General features: G+C 65.5%; 26 protein-coding genes. 8 read left to right on the top strand and 18 right to left on the bottom strand.

Annotation, left to right across the window (positions count from 1 at the left end; genetic code table 11):
• Positions 1–2 precede the first annotated feature (2 nt).
• On the bottom strand, positions 3–854 hold the full coding sequence (locus J2X98_RS08360) for a hypothetical protein (protein ID WP_307306576.1): 852 nt from the start codon (positions 852–854) through the stop codon (positions 3–5).
• A 162-nt stretch (positions 855–1,016) separates the two neighbouring features.
• Between J2X98_RS08360 and xseA the strand changes: the two genes are divergently transcribed.
• Both xseA and J2X98_RS08350 read left to right on the top strand, forming a co-directional pair.
• Positions 1,017–2,351: an exodeoxyribonuclease VII large subunit gene (xseA, locus tag J2X98_RS08355; RefSeq protein WP_141942456.1), complete on the top strand. Its 1,335-nt coding sequence runs from the start codon at positions 1,017–1,019 to the stop codon at positions 2,349–2,351.
• Positions 2,348–2,566, top strand: coding sequence for an exodeoxyribonuclease VII small subunit (locus tag J2X98_RS08350; protein WP_141942457.1), 219 nt, complete (start codon positions 2,348–2,350; stop codon positions 2,564–2,566). Before xseA ends, J2X98_RS08350 begins: the two co-directional genes overlap by 4 nt.
• Positions 2,567–2,598: 32 nt before the next feature.
• On the opposite strand, the gene J2X98_RS08345 is transcribed toward J2X98_RS08350, so the two are convergent.
• The 6 genes from J2X98_RS08345 to J2X98_RS08320 form a co-directional block, all read right to left on the bottom strand.
• Positions 2,599–3,453 carry a polyphosphate kinase 2 family protein gene (locus tag J2X98_RS08345; protein ID WP_141942459.1) on the bottom strand — a complete coding sequence of 285 codons (855 nt, stop codon included), beginning with the start codon at positions 3,451–3,453 and terminating at the stop codon, positions 2,599–2,601.
• Positions 3,454–3,504: 51 nt separating this feature from the next.
• Positions 3,505–4,725, bottom strand: coding sequence for a pyridoxal phosphate-dependent aminotransferase (locus tag J2X98_RS08340; RefSeq protein WP_141942460.1), 1,221 nt, complete (start codon positions 4,723–4,725; stop codon positions 3,505–3,507).
• A 140-nt stretch (positions 4,726–4,865) separates the two neighbouring features.
• A complete protein-coding gene (locus tag J2X98_RS08335) occupies positions 4,866–5,828 on the bottom strand; it encodes an ABC transporter substrate-binding protein (RefSeq protein ID WP_141942462.1) in 963 nt (320 codons plus the stop codon).
• Complete coding sequence (locus J2X98_RS08330; protein WP_307306566.1) at positions 5,825–6,571, bottom strand: ABC transporter permease; 747 nt, start codon at positions 6,569–6,571, stop codon at positions 5,825–5,827. Before J2X98_RS08330 ends, J2X98_RS08335 begins: the two co-directional genes overlap by 4 nt.
• A complete protein-coding gene (locus J2X98_RS08325; RefSeq protein WP_307306564.1) occupies positions 6,568–7,287 on the bottom strand; it encodes an ABC transporter permease in 720 nt (239 codons plus the stop codon). The genes J2X98_RS08330 and J2X98_RS08325 overlap by 4 nt, the downstream gene beginning before the upstream one ends.
• Positions 7,287–8,387 carry an ABC transporter ATP-binding protein gene (locus J2X98_RS08320; RefSeq protein ID WP_307306560.1) on the bottom strand — a complete coding sequence of 367 codons (1,101 nt, stop codon included), beginning with the start codon at positions 8,385–8,387 and terminating at the stop codon, positions 7,287–7,289. The genes J2X98_RS08325 and J2X98_RS08320 overlap by 1 nt, the downstream gene beginning before the upstream one ends.
• Positions 8,388–8,621: 234 nt before the next feature.
• Between J2X98_RS08320 and J2X98_RS08315 the strand changes: the two genes are divergently transcribed.
• Positions 8,622–9,638: a pirin family protein gene (locus tag J2X98_RS08315; RefSeq protein WP_307306557.1), complete on the top strand. Its 1,017-nt coding sequence runs from the start codon at positions 8,622–8,624 to the stop codon at positions 9,636–9,638.
• Between the two features lie 16 nt (positions 9,639–9,654).
• Here J2X98_RS08315 and J2X98_RS08310 read toward each other — a convergent pair whose 3' ends face one another.
• Both J2X98_RS08310 and J2X98_RS08305 read right to left on the bottom strand, forming a co-directional pair.
• The gene (locus tag J2X98_RS08310; RefSeq protein ID WP_373460852.1) at positions 9,655–10,605 is read right to left on the bottom strand and encodes an N-acetylglucosamine kinase; all 951 of its coding nucleotides are present in this window, start codon (positions 10,603–10,605) and stop codon (positions 9,655–9,657) included.
• A gap of 35 nt (positions 10,606–10,640) precedes the next feature.
• Positions 10,641–11,615, bottom strand: coding sequence for a LysR family transcriptional regulator (locus tag J2X98_RS08305; RefSeq protein ID WP_307306847.1), 975 nt, complete (start codon positions 11,613–11,615; stop codon positions 10,641–10,643).
• A 102-nt stretch (positions 11,616–11,717) separates the two neighbouring features.
• Between J2X98_RS08305 and J2X98_RS08300 the strand changes: the two genes are divergently transcribed.
• Both J2X98_RS08300 and J2X98_RS08295 read left to right on the top strand, forming a co-directional pair.
• Positions 11,718–12,968, top strand: a complete 1,251-nt coding sequence (locus J2X98_RS08300; RefSeq protein WP_307306554.1) for an MFS transporter — start codon at positions 11,718–11,720, stop codon at positions 12,966–12,968.
• A gap of 116 nt (positions 12,969–13,084) precedes the next feature.
• Positions 13,085–13,588 (top strand): Lrp/AsnC family transcriptional regulator, encoded by a 504-nt coding sequence (locus J2X98_RS08295; protein WP_174237525.1) that lies wholly within the window; start codon positions 13,085–13,087, stop codon positions 13,586–13,588.
• Positions 13,589–13,617: 29 nt separating this feature from the next.
• Here J2X98_RS08295 and J2X98_RS08290 read toward each other — a convergent pair whose 3' ends face one another.
• Positions 13,618–14,859 (bottom strand): MFS transporter, encoded by a 1,242-nt coding sequence (locus tag J2X98_RS08290; RefSeq protein WP_307306549.1) that lies wholly within the window; start codon positions 14,857–14,859, stop codon positions 13,618–13,620.
• A 169-nt stretch (positions 14,860–15,028) separates the two neighbouring features.
• Here J2X98_RS08290 and J2X98_RS08285 point away from each other — a divergent pair, with 169 nt between their 5' ends.
• Both J2X98_RS08285 and corA read left to right on the top strand, forming a co-directional pair.
• A complete protein-coding gene (locus tag J2X98_RS08285; RefSeq protein WP_174237601.1) occupies positions 15,029–15,523 on the top strand; it encodes an Lrp/AsnC family transcriptional regulator in 495 nt (164 codons plus the stop codon).
• Positions 15,524–16,519 carry a magnesium/cobalt transporter CorA gene (corA, locus tag J2X98_RS08280; RefSeq protein WP_141942478.1) on the top strand — a complete coding sequence of 332 codons (996 nt, stop codon included), beginning with the start codon at positions 15,524–15,526 and terminating at the stop codon, positions 16,517–16,519.
• On the opposite strand, the gene J2X98_RS08275 is transcribed toward corA, so the two are convergent.
• Both J2X98_RS08275 and J2X98_RS08270 read right to left on the bottom strand, forming a co-directional pair.
• Entirely contained in the window at positions 16,516–17,253 is a 738-nt protein-coding gene (locus tag J2X98_RS08275; RefSeq protein WP_307306544.1) for a Pr6Pr family membrane protein, read from the bottom strand. The genes corA and J2X98_RS08275 overlap by 4 nt on opposite strands.
• An 80-nt stretch (positions 17,254–17,333) precedes the next feature.
• Complete coding sequence (locus J2X98_RS08270; protein WP_285244256.1) at positions 17,334–17,486, bottom strand: hypothetical protein; 153 nt, start codon at positions 17,484–17,486, stop codon at positions 17,334–17,336.
• A gap of 204 nt (positions 17,487–17,690) precedes the next feature.
• Between J2X98_RS08270 and J2X98_RS08265 the strand changes: the two genes are divergently transcribed.
• Positions 17,691–18,773: a DUF2235 domain-containing protein gene (locus tag J2X98_RS08265; protein WP_307306542.1), complete on the top strand. Its 1,083-nt coding sequence runs from the start codon at positions 17,691–17,693 to the stop codon at positions 18,771–18,773.
• Positions 18,774–18,966: 193 nt separating this feature from the next.
• Here J2X98_RS08265 and J2X98_RS08260 read toward each other — a convergent pair whose 3' ends face one another.
• The 6 genes from J2X98_RS08260 to J2X98_RS08235 form a co-directional block, all read right to left on the bottom strand.
• Positions 18,967–20,091 (bottom strand): Gfo/Idh/MocA family protein, encoded by a 1,125-nt coding sequence (locus J2X98_RS08260; protein ID WP_141942484.1) that lies wholly within the window; start codon positions 20,089–20,091, stop codon positions 18,967–18,969.
• Positions 20,088–20,900 (bottom strand): ThuA domain-containing protein, encoded by an 813-nt coding sequence (locus tag J2X98_RS08255; RefSeq protein WP_307306534.1) that lies wholly within the window; start codon positions 20,898–20,900, stop codon positions 20,088–20,090. Before J2X98_RS08255 ends, J2X98_RS08260 begins: the two co-directional genes overlap by 4 nt.
• The gene (locus tag J2X98_RS08250) at positions 20,897–21,997 is read right to left on the bottom strand and encodes a Gfo/Idh/MocA family protein (protein ID WP_307306530.1); all 1,101 of its coding nucleotides are present in this window, start codon (positions 21,995–21,997) and stop codon (positions 20,897–20,899) included. Before J2X98_RS08250 ends, J2X98_RS08255 begins: the two co-directional genes overlap by 4 nt.
• A gap of 79 nt (positions 21,998–22,076) precedes the next feature.
• The gene (locus tag J2X98_RS08245) at positions 22,077–22,973 is read right to left on the bottom strand and encodes a carbohydrate ABC transporter permease (protein WP_141942489.1); all 897 of its coding nucleotides are present in this window, start codon (positions 22,971–22,973) and stop codon (positions 22,077–22,079) included.
• Positions 22,970–23,539, bottom strand: coding sequence for a carbohydrate ABC transporter permease (locus J2X98_RS08240; protein WP_307306526.1), 570 nt, complete (start codon positions 23,537–23,539; stop codon positions 22,970–22,972). The genes J2X98_RS08245 and J2X98_RS08240 overlap by 4 nt, the downstream gene beginning before the upstream one ends.
• A 367-nt stretch (positions 23,540–23,906) precedes the next feature.
• A complete protein-coding gene (locus tag J2X98_RS08235; RefSeq protein WP_307306523.1) occupies positions 23,907–25,073 on the bottom strand; it encodes an ABC transporter substrate-binding protein in 1,167 nt (388 codons plus the stop codon).
• Between the last annotated feature and the right edge of the window lie 184 nt (positions 25,074–25,257).

Below are 25,257 nucleotides of genomic sequence, written 5' to 3'. Positions count from 1 at the left end.
TGTTACCGGCTGGTCCGCGCCCGTTTCCGGGATGCGAACAAGGTCACAATGCCCGCTGCCGCCAGGGCGGCACCGGCCGCGGCAGTAGTGGTGATCCACGTCTGGAAGTCTGCGCCTGCCGCGGCCAGGAATTCGTCGCGAAACATATTGGCCACTGCGTTGCCAGTGTCCGTGGCCTGCGCCCGGGCCGAGCCCAGTTGCAGTCCGATCCCCCACAGCCCGGCGAGCGCCAGTCCGCCAAAGCCGGCGGCCAGGAGCACGGTCCAGCGGCGGCGCGCCGCTACGAACGCCAGCAGGAATGCCACCACCGAACCGATGGCCAGGACGTAGCCCATGGGGGCATAGGTCGCCAGCCGCTCCGTCCACTCCCGCTGCGCCGGATGGCCAATATTGATGAGGGTCTGCTTGGGTGGGTCGAGGGGCAGCCTGGTTGCACGGGAAATCTCCTCGGAGCCGAGGGTAACCAAAGGGGCAACATCCAGGGTCAGTGAAGACGCGGAAGCGCCCGGCTGCGAGTCCTTTGCGGGATCAGCGAAACTGAGGCGGTGGCTTCTGCGCAGCGTCTCCTCCCAGGCCGCGGGATAGCCCGGCAGTCCGGTCATGGACTCTGCCGCCTTTTCGAGCATTGGCTGGATCAGGCCAGAAAGGAAGCCCGGAGCTGATCCGGTGTCAATCGTTCCAACCGCCGCCGCAGCAAGCTTCCGCTGGAACTCCGAGTCCTTCCCGAGCGGAGCTGCAAGGCGGACAAAACCGTCCTCCTGGACAACGTTCCGGTCCACCCATATGGCCGGAACGGCTACAGCGGCCAGGAGGATGCCCAGCACGGTGGCGATGGCAGAGACAAAAGTTCGCACAGCAGGTCCTTCGGGGTTGGGGGCCTCCTACCATCCTAGGCAGGGCGGATGGGCGGTTCCTGTCAGCCCCCGGTGCTACAACCTTATGGATAAGGTTGATTGTCCGCCCACAACAGATGAAGGACCGCATGCCCGCAGCACCAGCCTCTCCATGGCGTCCGCATGTCTGACCAGGCATCCCTTCCGGGTACCGGACCAACTACCCTGCCGGCCACGGCTGCGGAAACCAGTCCGGACAATCCGTGGCCGCTGCAGCTGCTCTCACAGAAGCTGAAGGCCCATATCGACCGCACTCCGTCGGCGTGGGTGGAAGGCCAGGTCATCGAGCTGAACCGCCGCGGCAGCAACGCGTATCTCACGCTCCGCGATGTGGACGCCGAGGTATCCCTTCCGGCGTCCGTCTGGACCAAGGTGCTGGAACGGCAGAACCTTCCGCTTGAGCGCGGTTCACGGGTGGTGGCCCTCCTGAAGCCCGAGTTCTGGCTGAAGACGGGCAGGCTCAACATGTTGGTCCGGGATATCCGGCCTGTGGGCCTTGGCGACCTGCTGGCCAGGATCGAGCGCCTGCGGCAGGCCCTGGCGGCCGAGGGTCTGTTCGCCGACTCCCGGAAGAAGCCGCTGCCCCTTCTGCCGCACCGGATTGGGCTGATCACGGGGCGTGATTCGGACGCCAAGAAGGACATCCTGCGCAATGCAGCCCTGCGGTGGCCTGCGGTGGAGTTTGAGATCCGGGAAGTTGCCGTGCAGGGAAACACCGCGGTGGCCCAGGTGGTCCGCGCGCTGCGCGAGCTGGACGCCCTCCCCGCGGTGGACGTCATCGTCATCGCCCGCGGCGGGGGTGCCCTTGAAGACCTGCTGCCGTTCAACAGCGAAGACCTTATCCGTGCGGTTGCCGCCGCCGCCACGCCGGTGGTGAGTGCCATCGGCCACGAGGCAGACCGGCCGCTGCTGGACTATGTCGCAGACCTGCGGGCTTCCACCCCCACGGACGCCGCCAAAAGGATCGTCCCCGAAGTCTCCGAAGAGCTGGCCGGGGTTCGGCAGGCACGGGAACAGCTGCGGCGCTGCGTGGAACGGCTGTTGGACCGGGAGTCGGACCGCCTGTCGGCGCTGCACTCCCGGCCCGTCATGGCGGCACCCGAGGGGATGGTTTCTGTCCGGGCCGAGGAAATCGAGCGCCTGCTGCGGCGTTCCTCAGCGGCCGTGAGTTCGACCGTGGTGCGGGCAGCGGACCAGCTGGAGCACCTCAAGGCCCAAGTGCGTGCGCTGTCCCCGCAGAAGACGCTGGACCGGGGGTACGCCGTCGTCGAACTTTCGGGAGACCAGGCCGCCCGGATCGCCAAAGCCGGCCACGCTGTTGTCCGCGCCCCTGCCGAGGCGCCCGCGGGCGCGGCCCTGTCCATCCGAGTGGCGGAGGGGCAATTCGGGGCCACGTCCACCGGGTCACCGCAGCCCGGAGCACCAGACCACCACGAGGAATTGGAAGAGAAGGCATGACCGAACAGAAACCAGAAGCCGACGTCGCCGCCCTGAGCTATGAGGAGGCCCGGGAACAGCTCATCGCCGTGGTGGGCAGGTTGGAGGCGGGAGGCGCCAGCCTGGAGGAATCGCTCGCCCTGTGGGAGCGCGGCGAGGCGCTGGCGGCGCGCTGCGAGGAGTGGCTGGAGGGAGCACGGAAGCGGTTGGCCGCTGCCCGCGACCAGCCGCTGTAACCCGGCCACTGTTCGCTGGGCCCGGGCCGGTGTCACGAACGGGCGACGAGTTCCCGTTCGATGTCGACGTCGAACTCGGCTTTGGGCCACTCCAGTCGAAGATCGGACAGCGCCGACATCACCAGTTGCTGCACGGCGATGCGGGCGAACCATTTCTTGTTGGCCGGCACCACGTACCAGGGGGCCACGGCGGAGCTGGTCTCGTCGAACGCGGCCTGGTACGCGGCCATGTAGTCATCCCAGAATGCCCGTTCCTTCAAATCGCCACTGCTGTATTTCCAGTGCTTGGCAGGATTGTCCAGGCGCGCCAACAGCCTGGACCTCTGCTCATCCTTGCTGATGTTGAGCATCACCTTGATGATCCTGGTGCCGGCATCGGTTTGGCGGGCCTCGAATTCATTGATGGCCCGGTAGCGTCGGCCGATTTCTTCGGGGGTAGCCCAGTTGTGCACCCGGTGGATGAGGACGTCCTCGTAGTGGGAGCGGTCGAAGATCCCCACCATTCCGGCTGCGGGGACCTCCTTCTCGATACGCCACAGGAAGTCGTAGGACTTCTCCTGCTCGGTTGGGGCCTTAAACGCCTTGAATTGGACGCCCTGCGGGTCCATGGTGGCCATGACGTGGTTGACGATTCCGCCCTTGCCGGCCGTATCCATGGCCTGCAGGACCAGGAGGATCCGTTTCTTTCCCCCGGCCCGTGATTCGGCGAACAGCTGTTCCTGCAGTTCCGAGAGCTTCCCGTCCATCTCAGCCAGCAACGCCTCGCCGTCGGCCTTGTTGCCGTTGTAGCCCGGGGTGGCGTCCGGGTCCACCGAGGCCAGGGAAAATCCCTTTCCAACGCGCAGCGTGTCAGATGGTTGCTGGTCGAAACTGACGACGCGGGCCATGGGATTCCTCTCCACAGGGGTACACGGGCCCGGCAGGCCCGTGTGCACAGGCTAGTTCCCCTGGTACCGGCTTAGGAAGTCCCCCATGCGTCCGATGGCTTCCTCGATGTCCTTGACGTTGGGCAGCGTCACCATGCGGAAGTGGTCCGGCCGCACCCAGTTGAAGGCGCGGCCATGGGAGAGCAGGATCTTCTGTTCCTTCAGCAGGTCGAGGACAAACTTTTCGTCGTCGCGGATGTGGTAGACCTCGGGGTCGAGCCGCGGGAAGAGGTAGAGGGCACCCCTCGCCTGCTGGGTGCTCACTCCGGGAATGGCGTTCAGCATGTCATACGCCTTGTTGCGCTGTTCCAGGAGCCGGCCGCCGGGAAGGATGAGGTCGGTGATGCTCTGGTAGCCACCGAGGGCTGTCTGGATGGCGTGCTGGGCCGGGACGTTGGCGCAGAGGCGCATGTTGGCCAGGAGGTTGATGCCTTCGAGGTAGTCGGCAGCATCCTTCTTTGGCCCGGAGATGGCCATCCAGCCGGCCCGGTAGCCGCACACCCTGTAGGCCTTGGAGAGGCCGCTGAAGGTCAGGCAGAGGACATCGTCGCCGGTGAGGCCGGCCAGGTTCACGTGGACGGCGTCCTCGTAGAGGATCTTCTCGTAGATCTCGTCGGCGAAGATCACCAGGCCGTGCTTTTCCGCAAGGGCCACAATCCGCTTGAGCGTCTCTTCCGGATAGACGGCGCCCGTGGGGTTGTTCGGGTTGATGACCACGATCCCCTTGGTGCGCGGAGTGATCTTGGCTTCCATGTCCTCGAGGTCGGGCTGCCAGCCGGAGTCCTCGTCACAGAGGTAGTGGACCGGCTTGCCGCCGGCGAGTGCAACGGATGCCGTCCACAACGGGTAGTCCGGGGTGGGAATGAGTACCTCGTCGCCGGCATCCAGCAGCGCCATCAGTGACATGGTGATGAGCTCGCTGACGCCGTTGCCCAGGTAGATGTCGTCCACATGGATGTTCTGGATGCCGCGGGTCTGGTAGTACTGCGAAACGGCGGTGCGTGCGGAAAAGATACCGCGGGAATCGCTGTACCCCTGGGCGTGCGGCAGGTGGCGGATCATGTCCACCAGGATGGCGTCCGGGGCTTCGAAACCAAACGGCGCAGGGTTTCCAATGTTCAGCTTGAGGATCCGGTGGCCCTCCGCCTCCATCTGCTGGGCAGCCTGGAGGATCGGTCCACGAATGTCATAGAGAACGTTGTTGAGCTTCGTGGACTGCCTGAATTCTGCCATTCCTCAAATATGCCACAGGAAGGATGAATGGCCGTTGAGACGTCCGCCACACGGCCGACGGCGGCTGCCGGACCTTCGAAGGTCCGGCAGCCGCCGTCGTCAACATCAGGTAATTGCCGTCCGCGGGGCAGCGAACGGATTTACTTTACGATGCCCTTTTCCTTGAGCCACGCGGTTGCTGCCGTCTTGGCGTCCTGCTTCTGGTTGCCGCTGACCGCCCGGTTGAGGTTGATCAGGTCATCCGTGGTGAGAATGCTGGATACCGAGTTCAGCGCCTGCTTGGCCTTGTCCGTCATCTTGGACTTGTTGTACAGCGGCAGGACCTGCTGGGCGATGAAGTTGTTCTTGGGATCGTCCAGGACCACCAGGTCGTTGTCGGCGATGGAAGGCGTGGTGGTGTAGATGTCCGCCACCTGTACCTGGTCCTGCAGGAGCGCCTTGAGCGTCACCGGGCCGCCGCCATCGCTGAACGGCTCCAGCTTCTTGGGCACGCAGTTGTAGTTCTTCTTCAGGCCGGGCAGGCCGTAGGCACGCTCGGCGAAGGTGGCGGGGGCGCCCACCACGATGTCGCTGCAGACCTTGGCCAGGTCCTCGATGGACTTCAGCTGGTACTTCTCAGCGGTCGCCTTGGTCACCACCATGGCGTCCTTGTCCTCGGCCTTGGACGCGTCCAGGACGCCCAGCCCGTCCGGGAGCTTGCCCGGCAGTGCCTTGGCGATATCGCCGGCGGAGACTTCGGTGGCTTCCTTGTTGACGTAGAGCAGCAGGTTGCCGCTGTAGTCCGGCACCACGTCCACGGAGCCGTCCTGCACAGCCTTGAAGTACACCTCACGGGAGCCGATGTTCGGCTTGGTGGTGGCGGTGATGCCGTTGGCGTTCAGGGCGCCGGCGTAAAGTTCGGCGATGATCTGGCTTTCGGGGAAGTCCGCGGAGCCCACAACCAGTGATGTCGCTTCACCCGAAGCCCCGCCGCTGGAGGCCGGGGCGTTCTTTAACGGATCGGACGAACCGCCGCAGGCGGACAGGGCCACGGCGAGGCCAAGCCCGGCAGCCAGGCCGCTGAACGCCCGCCTGCCGAGGCGCTGGGAACGGCTATCTTTCATGACTTACCTCCTTGTACAACAGTCTCCGCAACTACGGGGTCTGTGAGTTCAACCGCAGCCTCCTGGCTGCGGTGGGACAGTTTTGAGGCGCCCTGAGTGAGGAACAGCCTCTGGAACAGGGTCAGGACGAGGTCCACGGCGATCGCCAGCACGGCAATGAGAAGGGAACCTCCCAGCATCTGGGGGAAGTCACTGAGGACGAGTCCGTCGAACAGGTAGCGGCCAAGGCCGCCAAGGTTGATGTACGCAACCACGGAGACCGTGGCGATTACCTGCAGCACCCCGGTCCGGAATCCGCCGAACATGACCGTGAGGGCGTTTGGCAGTTCGGCCCGGAACAGGACCTGCAGTTCGGTCATCCCCATGGCGCGGGCGGCGTCCACCACGTTCCGGTCAACGCTGGAGATCCCGGCGTAAGTTCCTGCCAGCAGCGGGGGTACCGTGAGGATCACGAGGGCCCAGATTGGGGGCATCAGCCCAATGCCGGCCAGCAGCACGAACAGGATCAGCAAGCCGAGGGTGGGCAGGGCACGCAGGGCGCCTGCCAGTGCGACGACGGCCACGCGTCCCCGCCCGGTGTGGCCCACGACCAGTCCGACCGGAACGGCAATGGCGGTGGCGATCAGCATGACGAGCCCGGTGTACTGGAGGTGCTCCCCCAGCCGGGTGGGGATTCCCATGCTCCCGGACCAGTTCAGGGGGTCGGAAAGCCAGGAGAAGGTATCGGCGAAAACGTTGCTCATGGCGCTCCCCCTGCGGCGTGCGCGGCCCGGTCGGTTGCGGACGCTGCCAACGAGTTGCCGGGTGCCCCGCGGCCACGTCGAGTGCCGGCGCGCTCCCAGGGAGTGAGGATGCGTTCGAGCAGGACCAGGACGGCGTCCATCACCAGCGCCAGGACCAGGATGGCCACGATACCCACCACCACTTCGGTGACGAAGTCGCGCTGGAGGCCGTCGGTGAAGAGCATGCCCAGGTTGCCGACGCCAAGGAGGGCCGCCACACTGACCAGCGAAATGTTGCTGACGGACACCACCCGCAGCCCGGCGAACATGACCGGCAGGGACAGCGGCAGGTCCACCTGCAGGAACCGTGCCAATGGTTTAAACCCCATGGCCTGGGCGGCCTGGCTGACGTCGGCGTCGACGGAATCGAAGGCATCCAGGGCTGCGCGGACCAGCAGGGCGACGGCGTAGATGGTAAGCGCCACCACGACATTGAGGGGATCCAGGATGCGGGTGCCCAGGATGGTGGGCAGGATGATGAACAGCGCCAGGGATGGGATGGTGTAGAGGAGGGAGGAGGCCGTCAGCACCACTGAACGCAGGACGTTGTTTCGCCGCGCCAGCTGCGCCAGCGGGATGGAAACCAGCAGGCCAAGGACCATGGGAACGATGGCCAGCACCAGGTGCTGGCCGCCGCGCTGCATAACCATGCCGGTATTCGCCAGGAACCACTCCATCAGAGGGCAGCCTGCCGCATCTGGCGGGCTTCTTCGATCAGAGCCAGCACTTCGCCGCCGCGGACCACTCCCCGGACCCTGCCGTCGGAGTCCACGGCAACGCCCAGGCCCGACGGCGAGGACAGGGCAGCGTCGAGGGCGCGCCGAAGGCTTTCCCCAGGACGGAACAGCGAACCACCGGGAACCAGTTCCGTTTCGGTGCCGGGCGCCGACCAGCCCAGCGGACGCTTGTCCGCGTCCACCACCAGCTGCCAGCCGCCGGCAGCGCTGGAATCGGACTGGTAACCCTCCGGCGCGCGGACAATGGTTGGCACGGGGTGGACCGCCACGGCATCGGCCGGGGTGAACCCCAGATGCCGGAAGCCGCGGTCCCGTCCCACAAAGGAGGCTACGAAGTTGTTGGCCGGCGCCCGCAGGATTTCCTCGGGAGTGGCGTACTGTGCCAGCTTCCCGCCGGTGGCGAAAACGGCCACCTTGTCCCCGAGGATGGTGGCTTCGTCAATATCGTGGGTGACGAACACTATTGTCTTGGCCAGGTCCTTCTGCAGCCGCAGCAGTTCCTGCTGGAGTTCGTCACGGACCACCGGGTCCACTGCACTGAACGGCTCATCCATGAGCAGGATGGGCGGATCTGCGGCCAGGGCGCGGGCCACACCGACGCGCTGCTGCTGGCCGCCGGAGAGCTGCGACGGGTAGCGCTTCCCCAGGGATTGGGCCAGGCCCACCACGTCCAGGAGCTCGCCGGCCCTTTTGCGCGCATCCGCTTTGGAGACGCCGTTCAGCCTGGGAACCGTGGCGATGTTGTCCAGCACGGAGCGGTGCGGCAGCAGCCCTGCCGACTGCATCACGTAACCCATGGAACGGCGCAGTTCCGCGGCCGGCACCGAGGTGACGTCCCGGCCGTCCACTGTGATGGTTCCGGACGTGGGTTCCACCATCCGGTTGATCATCCTGAGCGATGTCGTTTTGCCGCAGCCGGAAGGACCCACAAAGACGGTGACAGAGCCCTTGGCGATGGACATGGACAACCCGTCCACGGCCGGCTGGCCGCCAGGGTACTGCTTGGTAACGCTCTGGAACTCGATCATCGCCTGGTCCATGGTGCGGACTTACCTGTTCTCTTGGACGGGCTGCTCCCAGCACCGCGACATTGCCATCAGCACGCTGATAGTTACGGTAGCCCAAACGGGGGCGGCCTTCAGCAGCTGAAGCCCTAATCCACGCAAAGGAATCCCTACTGTGACCATTCGGCACCCGGGCCGGGGCGGATGGGTTTCGACGCCGGCACACACCCGCTGCTGTCGGGGCGCGCCGGCCGCGCCTAAAGTAAAGCCGTGACCAACTTGGAAGTCTCGCCCCAGGAAGAGCTCTGCCCGCCGGCCCAGGAAGGCACGTCGGGCCCCTGCCTGCAGTTATGGCCCGAGCGCGAAGTGCCGCTGGGCGGGGTCCGCGCCATGAACGTCAAACGCACGTTGCCCCAGCGCGGACTGCCCACCATCGGTGCCTGGTGCTTCCTGGACAGCTTCGGCCCGGACCGGACCGCCATGTCCGTCCTCCCGCACCCGCACATCGGGCTGCAGACAGTGACCTGGCCGCTCGCGGGGAACATCCGCCACCGGGACAGCGTGGGAAGCGATGTGGTGGTGCGCCCCGGGGAGCTGAACATCATGACCGCCGGACACGGCGTGTCGCACTCCGAGTTCGCGGTTCTTCCGTCCGACGGCGGCGAGTTGCCGCTGCAGCGGGGCCTGCAGCTCTGGGTTGCCCTGCCCGACGGGGACCGGCACCGTGAACCTGCATTCGAACAGCACCGCGAACTGCCACGCGCCGAGGGGCACGGCTTTACGGCAACCGTGATGGTGGGGGAACTCGCCGGGGTGGTGTCCCCCGCAACGATGTACACACCAATTGTCGGCGCGGACGTTTCCTGCGAAGGGGAAACTGTGCTGCCGCTGAACCCGGCCTTCGAGCACGGGATTTTGGTGCTCGACGGCGGCCTGGCGGTGGACGGGCAGGAGATGCCGGCGGGCCCGCTGGGCTACCTGGGCACCGGCCGCAGTGAGCTTCGGATGCAGGCCGGCCCGGGCACCCGTTTCCTGCTGATCGGCGGCGAGCCGTTCGGCGAGGAACTGCTCATGTGGTGGAACTTCGTGGGCCGCACCCACGAAGAGGTGGAACAGGCACGGGACGATTGGGAAGCGCAGGCCGGACTCCCGGATGCCGAAACGGCCGCTGCCCGCTATGGCCTGGTGCCGGGCCATGGACCGGATGCCGGGGCGGAAGCAGGCCGCATACCGGCTCCCCCGCTGCCCGGCGTCCGGCTGACACCGCGCAAGCGCTCCGACAATTAAGACCCTCCGCTGGAGCTCAGTTCGGCTCTGCCAGGAGCTGCAGGACCCCGAACACCGGTTCCTGGTCCAGGACCCGTACATCGGTGATCCCGGCGGCCTCAAGGTTCCGCCGGAACGACTCCTGGAGGGACGCTACGTTCATGCCGAGCCCGCCGCCCAGGATGACCGGGCCGTTGATCTTCAACTGTCCCAGCACCTGCCCTGCCAGGGCGGCGAGGTCCGTTCCGGCCTGGTCGAGCAGCGCAATGCTGTCCTGGTGCCCAGCGGCTGCCGCTTCCACAACGTGCCTGGCCTGCTGTGCCCAGAACCGCCGCCCCGTCTCCGGGGAGTGGAACAAGGCAATGAGTTTGTTGGGATGGTCCAGCCCGCAGGACGCCAGGAGGTCCGCGGTGAGGTGGTCGATGGGCAAGCCCTGGTTCATCCGGCGGAGGCTGTGCCGCACGGCTTCCCTGCCTAGCCAGTAACCGCTGCCTTCGTCCCCGAGCAGGTATCCCCAGCCGCCGGCCCTGGCCTCGCCGCCGTCGGCATTGCGTCCCCAGGCGGCCGACCCGGTGCCGGCGATGACCGCCACTCCGGTGGCGGCACGGCCCGCGGCCAGCAGCAGGCGGGAGTCGTGGACGACGGTGATGCGGGCCTCCGGGGCCAGCGGCTGGATCAGGGCAGCCAGGGCGGCTGCGTCCTCGTCGGTGTCGATTCCCCCGGACCCTGCGTAAACCCTGTCCACCCGGCCTCCCCCGATCCTGGCGAAAAGATCCGCGAGGTTTTGTGCCGCCTGCCCGCGGGTAACGTTCTGCACATTGGAGCTCCCGGCCGAATCGTCAGCGACGGGAAGTCCGTCCTCAAAACGGACTCCGTGCGTTTTGGTTCCGCCGATGTCCAGGCCGATGGTGACGCCGTGGAGGGGACTTGCCGGGGAGCCCTGCATGTAGCCGGCCGGGCTGGTGGGGGAGTTTTGGGTGTTGGTCACGTCACAAGGGTACTGGCGCGGACAACCGGGTGCCGTCAGTGGCCTGCCTTGGCCGCCAGACCCGCCAACAGCGCGGGGCCCTGTGCCACCACCAGCTCGCGGAAGAGCCGGGCCGGAACAGGTTCGCTTTCGGGCTTCCGCCGCCGCCAGCTGACGCCGACTTCCCGGAAGGCGAGCGCAGAGTCAAGTGGTACCTCCACCCAGCCCAGGTCCCCTCTCTCCGGGCGGACGATGCGGCCCGGAGAATCACCCCCGGGCGGCAGGATGCTGACGCCAAGGCCTGCCGAAACCAGCCCGCGGACGGTATGCGAATCCTGGCTCTCAAAGGCAATACGCGGCCGGTACCCCGCTTCCCGGAACAGCGCGTCCGTCATCGACCGCAGCCCGTATCCGGATCCCAGGGCCACAAACGGCTCGGTGCGGATGTCGGCCATCCGCGCCATCGGCTGGCGGGCCAGCGGGTGGCGGTGATGTACCACCAGCCGGAGTGGTTCACGGTACAACGGCGCCGACTCCAGGTTCCTGCCGGGCGGAGCGACGGGGGCGGTAAGGGCGAGGTCCGCGTCCCCGGATGCAAGTTCATCCAGGCAGGCGCTGCGGGCGCCTTGGCTCAGCCGGAAGCCTGCACCGGGGTGCCGGGCACGGAAGGCGCTGATCAGCAACGGCAGGGTGGCTTCACCGAAGGTGTGCTGGAAGGACACCGTCACAGTGCCCCTGACCACCTCCGACTCGTTCCTGACCAGATCCAGTCCGGCCTGGAACTCCGCCAGTGCCTGGTCGATGTAGGGCAGCAGGGTGCGCGCGGCGGGAGTCAGGCGTACTCCGCGGCCGTCCCGGACCAGGAGTTCGGTTCCGACGGCGGCGCTGGCCCTGGCAAGGGCACGGCTCACCGTTGACTGGGGTACTCCGAGCAGTTCGGCTGTTTCCGTTACGTGCTCGGTGCGGCCCAGTTCGGCAAGTACCGGCAGGAGCGGCAGCAGTTGAGCCAGTTGTTTGCGGTCCGGTTCCATGGCCACCTCGGCGCAGGCGTTTTGAAGCAATCGATTCCTGCTATGAGTTTGGCACGAATTATGCATTGGAAGCATCTTTTGCCCGCGGACTAGGCTGGCTGGATGCCACAGAATGCACCCACCGGCACTGCTCCGTCCCCCAATTGGAACGGCCATGCCAAGGGATCCAGGGACTACGGCCGGATCCTCGCCGGCCTCTCCTGCGCCGGCGTGGCGACATTTGCCCAGCTCTACTCCACCCAGGCAGTCCTGCCAATCCTCGCGGCGGATCTGCGCATCACGGCTCCCGAAGCCGCCCTCACCATCTCCCTGGCCACAGTGGGCCTTGCTGCGACTGTCATACCCTGGTCCTTCCTGGCGGACCGGGTCGGCAGGGTGAAGGCCATGATGTGGGGCATCACCGCTGCCACCGTCCTGGGACTGCTGGTGCCGCTGTCGGCCAACTTCGCCATGCTGCTCGGGCTGCGGCTGCTGGAAGGGATGGCACTGGGCGGCATCCCCGCCATCGCCATTGCGTACCTCAACGAGGAGGTCAGCAAGGCCCACGCCGCAGTGGCGGCTGGAAGCTATGTTGCGGGCACCACGCTGGGCGGCCTGTCCGGCCGGCTGGTGGCCGGACCGGTCGGCGAGCTCTGGGGCTGGCGCGCGGCCGCCCTGGCCGTGTCCCTCCTGGCGACGGTTGCCGCCGTCGTATTTCTGGTCCTGGTGCCCCGCGCGCGCGGATTTGTCCCCGCCCAGGCTGCCGGCCTCCGCAGCGCTGTCGCGAGGCTGGGCGCCCACCTGCGCAATGTCCGGCTGCTGGCCCTCTACGCCCAGGCCTTCCTGATGATGGGCGGCTTCGTGGCCGTCTACAACTACCTGGGGTTCCGGCTGGCCGGCGCGCCGTTCGGGCTCCCCGCAACCGTGATCAGCCTGATCTTCCTGGCGTACCTGTCCGGCACGTTCTCCTCCCGGTGGGCCGCAGGAATGACCACGAGGTTCGGCCGCCGGAACGTCCTTCTCGCAGGGCTGGCACTCACCTTGGGCGGCCTCGCCCTGACCCTCACCCCATCCCTTGTGCTGATCCTGTCCGGACTGGTGGTGTTCACCGGTGGCTTCTTCGCGGCCCACAGCATCGGCTCCGGATGGACCGGGGCCATCGCCAGTACCGGCCGGGCGCAGGCAGCGTCGCTTTATAACCTGGCCTACTACCTTGGCTCCAGCCTTCTCGGCTGGGCCGGCGGCCTGGTCTTCCAGTCCTGGGGCTGGAGCGCCCTCGCTGGAGCCGTCATGGTCCTGGCCTGCCTTACGGCGGCGACTGTCGCCGTCGTTCATTCCCGCCCCGACGCTGCGGCTGGAGCTCCTGCGAATTAACCGGGGCCCAACGGCGGCTCGGTGCCAAGGATATTCGGCAGCACCGGTACTGGCTGCGCGGATGGCGATGATTCTGCGGTCTAGGATGAATGCAGGACCGTTTGGAAGGAACCGCAGTGACGACGAATCCCAGGAACATCAGGGCAGGGGTGCATTCCGAGCCGCTGGATGCCATTGACGAGCGCCTGCTGGAAGCCCTCGTTGCCGATGCCAGGATTTCCAACAAGCAGCTTGCCGAAATGGTGGGGATCGCGCCCTCAACAGCCTTGATGCGCACGCGTGCGTTATCGGAGCGGGGCATCGTCCAAGGCTATGAGGCGAAGCTGAACCTGTCGGCCATCGGCCGGTCCGTGCAGGCCCTGGTGGCCGTGCGCCTCCGCGCGCACGACCGGGACCAGATCGACCGCTTCACAGCTCGCGTGCCCCACCTGCCGGCAGTACTTTCAACCTTCCACACCTCAGGTTCGGTGGACTACCTGCTGCACATCGCCGTCGGAAGCACCGAAGACCTGCGGGACTGGGTGCTGGACAACCTGGCCACAGACCCCGTGGTGGGCCACACCGAAACAACGCTCGTGTTCGAACACATCCAGGGCAACCACGGCCCGCTTCCGGAGTAGCCCGGCAGTGCCCGTCCAGGCCGCTGCACCTACGCCCGCCGGCGCAGTGCGGCCGCCAGTGTCACGGCAGACAGGACAAGCGCCGCCGCGCCGCACACCAGGACGAAACCCTGGACTGCCGTGGTCATTCCGAACGCGGCACTGGCCCAGCCCAGGCCCAGCACCGGCACGGCGCTCCCCAGATAGGTGATGACGTAGACGGTGCTGATGATCTGGGCGTGCCGGGCAGGCTCCACTCGCCCCGCCACTTCGTTGAAGGCTGTCCTGAACGCCAGTCCCTGACCCAATCCGGCCGTTACGGCGGCGCCGACCAGCAACAGCGGCAAGTGCCAGGTACCCGCGGCTCCCAGCAGCACGACCGAGGCGCCGAGCACCGCCAGCCCGGCGGGTACCGTCAGGCGGCCGCGCACGGTGACCAGCTGGCTCAGCGCAGAGGCTCCCAGCGGCAGGCCGGCCAGCACGCCAATCAGCGGCCGGGAGTCCGTGCCAAGGACCTGCGCGAAGTACCCGGGAGCCAGCGACAGGGAGAATCCGAACACGGCGAAGCTCAGGAAGCCGACGCCGGACGCCAGCCAGAAGGCCCCCCTTGCCTGGCGGGATACCGAGGGCCGGCGGGGTGCAAGGACGTGCAGGGGGCGGGACACTGCGGGGACCATGATGGCTGGCCGCGCCCGGATCAGGTACAGCGGCACCAGAAGGGCCGCAAGCAACAGCGAGTGGACCGCATAGGGGGCCGTAGTCGCGCCGGGAAGCAGCGACAGCAGGCCGCCGATCACCGGTCCCGCCGCCACTCCCCCGGACGAGGCCAGCAGCGTGAAGCGGGATGCCCATTCAGGGCGGGACGGGAGAAGCTCGCGCAGGGCGGCCGCACTGGCCCCTGTTGCAAGCCCCACAGCCATGCCCTGGAGTGCCCGGCCGGCGCAAAGGGCAGCCAGTGTTGCCGCATCCGCAAAGATCCAGCCGCCGGCGAGCCCCGTCAGGACAGCAACCAGGAGTGCAGCCCGCCTGCCGATGTGGTCGGACCAGTGTCCGGCCAGCAGCAGGGTACCCACCAGCGCCAGGACGTAGCTCGCAAATGCTGCGGTCACCTCGAGGCTGGACAATCCCAGGGTCGCCTGGAGCAGCGGGTAGAGCGGCGTAGCAAGGTTGGCGCCCACCAGGAGCATGAAGATGACTGCTCCGGAAATGACCAGCCGCGCCGTGGTGGAGGCATTCCACCCGCTGGGCGCTGCCGTCGCCGGGCGCATGCGCAGTTCGCTGAAGACCGTCAATATGCCGCCTTAGGGTCGCCGCGGCAGGTGGGTCCTTGTGGGAGCCTGGCGCGGGTACAACTGTGTTGCTCCAAGATTGGGGCATGACTGCTGATTCCATCCGTCTTCCGGAGGATAATTGAGCAGAATTATCAAATTTGCCAATCAGCAATGATGGAGAGTGGCGATCTTGAACAAGCTGGACCCTACCGACCTGAAGATCCTCCTGGCCCTCATCCGGGATCCGCGGATCCAGATCGGCGAACTGGGCGAGTCCCTGGGAATCGCCCGCAACACGGCACAGTCGCGGCTGCGCCGCCTGCTCCGCGCCGGCGTTTTGCGCCCGGGCGGCCGGGAGGTGGACCTTGAAGCGGTGGGCTATGACGTGGTGGCCTTCGTGACCATCGAGGTCTCCCACCGCGAGCTCGACGGCGTGGTGGCGGCGCTGAGGCTCATCCCACAGGTCCTGGAGGTCCACGAGATTTCAGGCCGTGGCGATGTCTGGTGCCGGGTGGTGGCCACAGACACGCACAACCTCCAGGCGTCCCTGCGGCAGGTCCTGAGGATCAAAGGGGTCATACGGACAGAAACAGTGCTGGCCCTGCACACCCACATCCCCTACCGGACGGAGCCACTCATCAGTGGCCTTAGCAACGCTTCAGCTCCGGCGGCTAGGATTTCCTGAATGACCATCATCGATAACGCCGTATACGTCAACGGCGTCCGCCACGCTGAGCCGGAAAACCTTGAGCAGACCTTTGAGACGCTGGCCCGCCACGGCGGGATGGCCTGGATTGGGCTTTACCGGCCCACTGCGGAAGAGATGGCCGCCGTAGCCGCCGAGTTCGGCCTCCACGCCCTTGCGGTGGAGGACGCTGTCTCGGCGCACCAGCGGCCGAAGCTGGAGCGTTACGATGACAACCTTTTCACCGTCCTGCGGCCGGCCCGTTACCTGGACGCTGATGAAACCGTGGAGTTTGGCGAACTGCACGTCTTCACGGGCAGGAACTTCGTGGTGACCGTCCGGCACGCCGAAACAGCCGGTGTAGCCACCGTCCGCCGGCGCCTGGAGGCAAGGCCGGATCTCCTCCAGCACGGCCCCGAGGCGGTTCTCTATGCTCTGCTGGACCGCGTGGTGGATGATTACGCGCCGGTGGTCGCCGGACTGGAAAACGACATCGACGAGATCGAGGACCAACTGTTCAGCGGTGACTCCTCCGTGTCCCGCCGCATCTACGAACTGGCACGGGAAGTGATCCAGTTCCAGCGTGCCATCCATCCCCTGCCGGAAATCCTGGACCAGCTGAAGCGCGGCTTCGAGAAGTACCAGGTGGAAACAGACCTGCGGCACAGCCTGCGGGATGTCGAAGACCACGTCGAACGGGTGATTTCGCGGGCAGACTCCTTCCGGGACCTGCTGCAGAACGCCTTGACCCTCGATGGGACGCTGACCGCCAACCGGCAAAACGAAGCCAGCGCCGAACAGAACGAACAGGTCAAGAAGATCTCCTCCTGGGCAGCAATCCTGTTCGCGCCCTCCTTTGTCGCGGGGATCTACGGGATGAACTTTGACAACATGCCCGAACTGCATTGGCCCTTCGGTTATCCGTATGCCTTGGTCCTCATGGTTGCGGCAGGCGCGCTTATGTACGGGATCTTCAAAAAGAAGGGCTGGATCTAGCCGGTCTTCGGCCTTGGGCGCCGCCCGAGGGACAGCGAAACCCTCGCGTTGCCCGCTGCGTGCACCAGCAGGGACATGACCAGGAACGCGAAGAGGACCTGGGTGGTTGCCACCAGCACCCTTGGCCAGCCGCCGTCGAGGGTGGGGTCCAGGAAGTCATAGACATACCATCCGTCCAGCCCGCCCCGGATCCAGGAGAACGCAAGGAACGCCACGGGGTACCCCAGCCAGGCCAGCGGCCGCAACCACCGGCCGTGCACTGTCCGGGTCACAAGAAGCCAGTCAAGAGCCGCCGCCAGCGGGGCCAGGCGGTGGTGGGCCAGCTGCGGCCAATACAAGTCCCAGGTCCACCACGGCTCTCCCGGCGGTGCTACCAGCACCACGTAGATGATCCCCGTCATGACCATGTACAGGACCAGTGCGCCGAACAGGTGGTCCCACCACGCCGGCAGCCCTGACCGGTGCCGCGCCGCTGAGTAAACCAGGACAAGCCCGAACACCAGGTTTCCCTGCACCGTGAATTCCGAGTACAGCTGCGGAACATCCACGTCGTTGCCAGGCAGTGTGGCATCAAGGGTCTTCTGGATGACTGCTGCGATCACGAACAGGCCCACCAGGATCCGGACGGCACGAATCCATGGCCGGTCGGGATGCAGGGCGGAGTTCACCTCCATGTGCTGCCGGACCGGCGGAACCAGCGGCACTGGCCCGGGGGCCTCCCCTACACGGCTCATGCAGGTAGCATGCAGCCCCTGCCGACGGATAGCCAGAGTCCTTCGGCAGTAGGTCTTCCCGCTGCAGCAGGAAGACGAAATCAGGCGTTGGTTCTGCGCTTGAGCCAGCCCCAGACGCCGGTGGCGACGAACAGGACCAGCCCGATGATGGCGAGCCACAGAAGGCCCTTCACGACGAAGCCGAGGATCGACAGGATGAGCCAGATGACAAGAAGTCCAATAATGATTCCCATGGCCCCCACTCCAGGACCCGCCGTTTGGATCGGTGGGCCCATCGCTCCCGCGTTTTGCCGGGTGTCACCCGCAACAGTCCCAGCCCTTGGCGCGCAGTCTCGCCGGAACCTGTGGACGCTGTGTGCGTGGCGGGTGTATACCGATGGAACCCGCGGAGCCGCGAATGCGGCCGAGTCGAGGGTCTGATCTGCCGGGAAGACAACATGGCCAAGCGAATTGTGGTGTGCTGCGACGGAACGTGGGCAACGCCGGACCAGACTGAAGACGGGCAACCATGTCCCACCAACGTCACCAAACTCGCACTTGGCATCGCCGCCACCGGCAAGGACAGCATGGGCGCTGATATCGAGCAAAGGGTCTTCTACCACCGCGGGGTGGGCACCGGACGCCAGGACCGGCTCGGAGGAGGCGCTTTCGGGGCGGGTCTCTCCCTCGATATCCTCGCCGCGTACCGTTTCATCATGGGTAACTTCCAGCCCGGGGATGAGTTGTTCCTCCTGGGTTTCAGCCGGGGCGCCTACACAGCACGCAGCACCGCCGGACTGATCAGGAACGCGGGCATCCTCCGGCGCCGCTTCCGGGGCAGGCTCCGCGATGCCTACAGCCTTTACAGGGACCGAACGGCCACCACCAATCCCCGGTCGGTGGAAGCCACACTCTTCCGCCGCTCCTTCTCCCACGAAACCCGCATTCATTGCATTGCCGTCTGGGACACCGTGGGTGCGCTCGGCATTCCCCTCACGGGGTTACCTCTCGTGGACAGGTTCAACCGCAGGTTTGCGTTCCACGACACCGGGCTGTCCACAACGGTCGACAACGCATTTCAAGCCCTCGCAATTGACGAGAAACGCAAACCGTTCGCCCCGGCCCTCTGGCAGCCACAGGACGACGCCGGCAATCAGCGTCTGGAACAGGTCTGGTTCACCGGAACCCACGGCGACGTTGGCGGCGGGAACCGGAGCAGCCTCCTGTCCGACATTGCACTGGGATGGATCATGGAACGCACCCGCAGCGCAGGCCTTGCGTTCCGTCCTGACGCCGTGCCGGTTGCGGTACCGGGCACGCCGGCGGACGGTGCATCAGATGTGTTTCCGCCGATCCAGGAGTCGCGCACCGGTTTCTGGAAGATGCTTCCGGCGTATGTCCGGCCGATAGGTCTGACTGATCCCGCGCATGAAACGGTGGCGGAGTCAGCCATGAAGCGGCATGATCAGGATCCCGCGTACCGGCCACCCAACCTGGTGCGCTTCCTGGCGGAACGTGCTGGGAACCCAGCCTCGTCTTGAGGACTATCTCCCGCCGAACAGCCCCACCCCGGGACCCGGAATGGTCGTCCGATGAAACCCTGGACGGCACCGGTCCGCCGGCACGGCCGGCGGACCGGTCCTCGACTCCAAACCCACTCCTTGCTGCCGGTGCGGCCCCATCCACTCGGTTGCCCCTGTCCCACCCGGACTGGGACTCGAATCTGCTTGTCTGTCAGATCTGCAGGACAACCGACTTCGCAGCTGCCGATTCCTCGATCGCGGCCAAGACCCGCTGGACCTGCAGCCCCTCCTCGAACGATGGGGACGGGGGGATTCCGTCACGGATAGCGGCAAGAAAATCACTGACCTGGTGGGTAAACGTATGCTCCCACCCGATTACGTGGCCCTGGGGCCACCATGCATCAACGTATGGGTGTTCCGGCTCTGTGACAACGATCCGCCGAAAGCCCTGCTCCTCAACGGGGTTCTTCGCGTCCAGGAACTCAAGCTCATTCAGCCGCTCGAGGTCGAACGCCAGGGAACCGAGGGAGCCATATACCTCGATCCTCAGCGAGTTTTTCCGACCCCGCGCCACCCGGGAAGCTTCAACAGAAGCTATCGCTCCACTGGCGAGGGCCAGCGTTGCCCAAGCGGCGTCGTCGACTGTGACCTGCTCCGTCCCGCTGTGGCCCGGGCGGTGGTTGACGAAGGTGTGAAGACGTCCGGAGGCCTCTGTGACGGTGTCGCCCAGAAGGTATTGAACCTGGTCAATGGCGTGCGAGGCGATGTCTCCCAGTGCCCCCGAACCTGCGGCCTCTTTCCGCAGCCGCCAACTCATGGGTGCGTGCTCGTCGGCCAGCCAGTCCTGCAGGTACGACACGCGGGCTTGTATGACCGTACCCAGACGCCCGGTGCTGATGAGGTGCTTGGCATAGGCGAGGGCGGGCACACGCCGGTAGTTAAACCCCAGCATCGATTGCACCCCGTGGGCCCGGGCTGCCTGGGCCGCGGCGACCATGGCCTCGGATTCGGTGATGGTGTTGGAGAGCGGCTTCTCTACCAGCACATGTTTACCAGCCTCCAGTGCGGCGATGGCGATCTCGGCGTGGAGCCATCCGGGGGCACAGATGTCCACGACGTCCACATCCTCGCGCACGATGACCTCGCGCCAGTCCGTGGCCGACTCCGCCCACCCGTACCGGGCCGCCGCATCGGCGACCTGGCCCGCGTCCCGGCCAACCACGACCCGCTGCTCAATGGCAGGAACGTCGAAGTAGGCCGCCACGTTACGCCACGCCTGTGAGTGTGCCTTGCCCATGAACGCATACCCAATTGCTGCGATACCCAGACGGCTCATCGGAGCACCGCCTCATCCATGATTGGCGGGGACTGACGGTGCGCCGGCAGGTCGGCCGGAGTTTCGTACCATCCTCGTGGCCGGTGGCTGACTTCCGGGGCTGCGCGGTCGAGCCCGGGCTGCGCGGCCCAGCGTACCCCGTTCGCCAGGACCCGCTGGATCTGCGGGTGGTGGTACACGGGGTACTCCTGGTCGCCGGGGCTGAAGTAGAAGATGCGGCCCTTGCCGCGGGTGAACGTGACACCGGAACGGAACACCTCGCCCCCGGCGAAGGAGCTGATGAAGATCAGGTCGTCAGGGTCAGGAATGTCGAACAGTTCCCCGTACATCTCCTGTTCCGGGATGACGATGGGGCTGTCCACGCCTTCTGCGATGGGGTGCGAGGGTTTCACGGTCCACACCAGCTCCCGCTGGCCGTCGTTCCGCCACGCCAGCGAGCAGCTGGTGCCCAGCAGTTTGGTGAAGATCTTCGAAAAGTGCCCGGAGTGGAGCACGATCAGCCCCATCCCGCCCAGCACGTGGCGGTGGATGCGCTCGACGACGGCGTCACTGACCTCGGCATGCGCCTTGTGGCCCCACCAGAGCAGGACATCCGTCTCCGCGAGCACCTCCTCATCCAGTCCGTGCTCGTCATCGGTGGCGAGGACCGCCGTCGAAATGTCGGCGTCCGGAAGGTGGGAGCGAAGCCCTGCAGCGATGGCTCCATGGATGCCGTCAGGGTACATATCCCCGATGTGGGCCGGTTCGTTGAGGGCCTCGTGGACGCCCTCATTCCACACCAGGATGGTCAGTCTTTCGACATTGTTCACAGCTGAACCTCCTTGCTTTCGCGGGCAGACCGATAGCATGCATCAATGATTTCGGCCCGGTTCAAGGCCAGGGAGCCGTCATGATGCCCCCATACCGTTTCGCCCCCGCGGACGCTCTCGATGAAGTCTCTGACGACGGCCTGATGGCCCAGCCCTGGCTGAGCTTCCGGCATGTAGTCGGCGTTCTCCCCATCTTTGTCCGTAAAGATCGTGAGCTGGCCGACGGGGGCGGACGGAGATCCTTTTGCTGTCAGTTCCGCGCCCCCATCGGTGCCGTAGACCATGAAGCCCAGCAGGTCGTCCTTTTCTCGGTAGCTGGCCCAGCCTGCCTCGATGAGAAGCGTTGCGCCGCCTTCGAGCCGGAGGAACGCGGAGGCAAAGTCCTCGACTTCGAAGGCGTGTTCGGCACTCATCGGTGAGAAGCGTGAGCTTCCGCCTCGGCCCCTGGGGCCGAGCTCTGCATGGATGGTCGCCGAGACGCTCACGACCTTGGGCTCGCCCAAGAGGTGAAGCGCGTAGTCCAGGACATGGACGCCAATGTCGGCCATGGGGCCACCCCCGGAGAGCTCCGGGTTTGTGAACCAACTACCGAGGCGGGGAATGCCTGTCCTGCGTAACCACGAGGCCTTTGCATAGTAGGGGCGCCCAAGTTCCCCGTTGTCGATGATCGATTTGAGTTTTTGGATGTCGCCGCGTCGCCTGTGGTTGAAGGCAACGTCCAGAACTCTGCCGGCTCTTCGAGCCGCGGCGACCATGGTGCGGCCCTCTTCAGCGGAACGGGCGAGGGGTTTTTCGCTCAGGACGTGCAGCCCGCGGTCGAGGGCGGCCACGGCGATCGGCGCGTGCAGGAACGTAGGCACCGCGACGCTGATGGCGTCCAGGTCCTGGAGCTCCAGCATGTCCTCCCAACGCCGGAACGCGTTCGGGATGGCGTACTCAGTCTGGAGCGAGAGGAGCAGGTCCTCTTCCATCCCTGCAACCGCGTGGATCTCGACGCCAGGAATAGTGCTGTAGGCCTTCAGATGCTGTTGGCCTGCCCAGCCGATGCCGACGACACCGACCTTCAGTGTGGGAGTTTGTGGCTGCTCGGAGTTCACGAAATTTGGTTCCTTATCTGTGGTTTGCCGCACCTGTGCGGATGCGGTCTGGAAGGTGTTGATTTGACCGTGGAGCGGGTCAGCCCTTCACGGCGCCTGCCGTCATGCCAGCGACAATCCGCTTCTGGCAGATCAGCACCAGGATGACGAGGGGGATCGTGACGATGACGGACGCTGCACTGATTCGGCCCAGCGGAAGGTCGAATTCACTCATACCGTTGAAGAACGCGATCGCCACCGGGACGGGCCTGGCTGCGGGCGAGCTGGTCAGGGTGACGGCCAGGAGAAACTCGTTCCAGACCGAGATGAAGACCAGGATTGCCGTCGTCGCCAAGCCCGGAACAGCAAGCGGAAGGATGACCCTCCTGAACGCTTGAAACGGCGTGGCACCGTCCACATAGGCCGACTCTTCGAGCTCGCGGGGAATGTCCCTGAAGAACGAGGTCAGCGTGTAGATCGCCAAGGGCAGCGCAAAGGTGAGTTTGGGAATGATCAGGCCGACGAGGGTGTCGTACAGGCCGATGTCGCGCCAAATCGCGAACATGGGCGCGGCGATTGCGATGGCAGGGAAGGTCGTGACCGACAGGATCAAGGTCAGGAGGAGAGCCTTCCGGCGCATTCTAAGACGGGCGAGCGCATAGGCTGCGAATGACGCGAAGACCAGGGAGATTATGGTCGTTACGACGGCGATAATCACCGAGTTGCGCAGCGCCAGCAAGAAGTCCCCGTTGCCGAACACGGCCACGTAATTATCGAGGGTCGGCTCGCTCGGGAACAGCTCGCCCCGGCCCAGGCTCGCGCCTTTCTTCAGGGAAGTGCTGACCAGCCAGTAGAACGGCACGAGCGAAAAACCCATGGCAAGGATGGCGAATACCCACACTAGGGGGTGGAGCCGTGCCCTACTGCGGCGCGGCGCCGTGGTGCGTAGGGACCGGGTGCTGCCGGCCGCGGCTCGTGAAGCGGTCATTGTGCTCATTGGCGGTCCTCCCGGGCAATGTCGCGGATGTTCCCGCCACCAAAGCGGATGTACACGGCGGAGACGATCATGACAGTGACGAATGTGAGGATGGAGAGTGCCGAGCCCTGCCCGACGAGCCGGTTTTCGTTCAGCTGGGTGTAGGCCAGCATCGACATTGATTGCGTGCCGTTGGCGCCATGCGTGAGCACGAACGGCAGGTCGAAGATCCTTAGTGCGTCCAGGGTACGGAAGATCGCTGCCAGGACAATGGCGGGACGAAGCAGCGGGAGTGTCACGTACGCGAACGTTTTCCACCGGCTTGCGCCGTCAAGTTCGGCGGCCTCATAGGTCTCCTGCGAGATCGCCTGCAGGCCGGCAAGGATAATGAGCGCCGCGAACGGGGTCGTCTTCCACACATCGGCCATCACGATCACGGACATCGCGTAGCCCTGTTCACCAAGCCAGACAACTCCTGCTCCGGGCAGGTGAAGGGCTGCGAGGATCTGGGGCACAAAACCTGTGGTCGGATCGAACATCGTCTGCCAAGTGATAGCGCTGACGACCGTGATGATCGCATAGGGCACCAGGACGACGGTGCGGAGCAGGGCCGGCCACGGAAGGTGAGATTGAGCAGCATCGCCATCCCCGTCGCCAAAACCATCTCCAGGGTCACTGACGTGGCGGCGAAAAGAAAGGTCTGGCCAAACGCTTTCCACCAGTCGGGACCCGAGAGCGCGGCCGCGTAGTTGCCCAGCCCCACAAAACGGGACAGCCCAGCCTGGATGAGGCTGTACTGGTTGAGCGACAGCCAGATCGCATACCCGATCGGTACGGCCGCTACGAGCGCCATAAGGATGAGCGACGGCGCTGTCATGAAGGCCGCCAGGCGCCGCTCCTCACGATCCCGGGTGCTGCGATGTCGGTCGGGCAGCAGAGTCCGCGCTGTCGTCATCAGAAGCTCGCCTGCGCGGTCTTGATCTGGTCCGCCATGTTCTTCACCGCGTCGTCGGTGGTGGATGTGCCCGAGAGCACGGCGTAGACGTTCTTGTTGATGGCCGCCGAAATTTGAGAATAGACCGGGGAAACGGGCCGGGGCTTAGCGCCTTTGACGGAGACCAGGAGCTCCGTGGCGAACGGCATTTTCTCGAGGACCGCCGGGTCGGAGTACGCTGCCTCTCCCGCGGGCGCCTGGGAGTAATCCATAGCCACATGCTTCTGCCACTCGGGTGAGGACTCGAAGTTCACAAAGGCCGCTGCTGCACCGGGGTTGGAGGCGAAGGCCGAGATTGCGAGGTTCCACCCGCCGAGTACGCCGCTGCCATGGGACTTGCCGTCAAAGGACGGCAGCGGCGCGACGCCGAAGGTGCCCTTGAGCGGGGTGGCGTTTAGCTGGCCGTAGACGTTCGGCCAATTGCGTTCGTATCCGAATTTGCCTGATTCGTAGGCAAGGCGCGTCGCGTTCTCGTCATAGGTGAGCACCGCACGGTCCGCCGAACCGTTCTTAATGCCCTGTGCCATGAAGTCGAGCACTTTGCGGGTCTCAGCCGAATCGATTTTGACGTTTCCCTGCTCATCGATGACGTCACCGCCGGCACTGTAGAGGAGTTCGAGGAAGTTAACTGTCAGCCCCTCGTACTGCTTGGCCTGGTACACCAGGCCGCTGCCGGGCGACTTTGCCGCTTCGGTGTAGAGCTGCTGCCACGTTTCGGGCTTGCCCACCTTGTCCTTGGCGTAGTAGATCAGACCTGCGTTGGTGTAGAACGGCGTCGCCCATGATTTGCCCTTGTATTGGGTCGTCGCGACCGTGGAAGGGATAAGGGTGCCTTTGACGGCGTCGGTCACCTGGGTCATGTCCTGGAGCCAGCCCTGCGAAGCGAACTCGGGCGTCCACGTCACGTCAGTGAGGTACATGTCGCATTCGCTGGATTTGGCCTGAAGCCTTTGCACGGCCTGGGTGCGGCTCTCATCCGTGGTGGCGCCCAGGACCGTATATTTCGCAGTAATTCCCGGGTTCGCTTTCATGAACGCGTCGATGGTGCCCTTGTAGAGACCCACAGAGTCGCGGCCGCCGCAAATTGAAAGATTCCCCGAGGCTCCCTTGGCCGAGGCTGGATCCACGACTGGAGCTGAGGGACCTGCTGCCGGCGCGGTCGCGCTCCCGCACCCCCCTAGGACCAGGCTTATGGCCCCAACGGCCGCCAGGATGCCAGCGGTCCTCCCGCGTCGCAGCGGGCCAGGCCGTCCGACGGTACCTGCGCCGGAAGACGGGTTTGAAGAAATGGTTGCGTCCATACATCGCTCC

It is taken from the genome of Pseudarthrobacter enclensis, from assembly GCF_030811655.1.
GTDB lineage: Bacteria > Actinomycetota > Actinomycetes > Actinomycetales > Micrococcaceae > Arthrobacter > Arthrobacter enclensis_A.
This window is presented reverse-complemented; position numbering and strand designations above follow the sequence as displayed.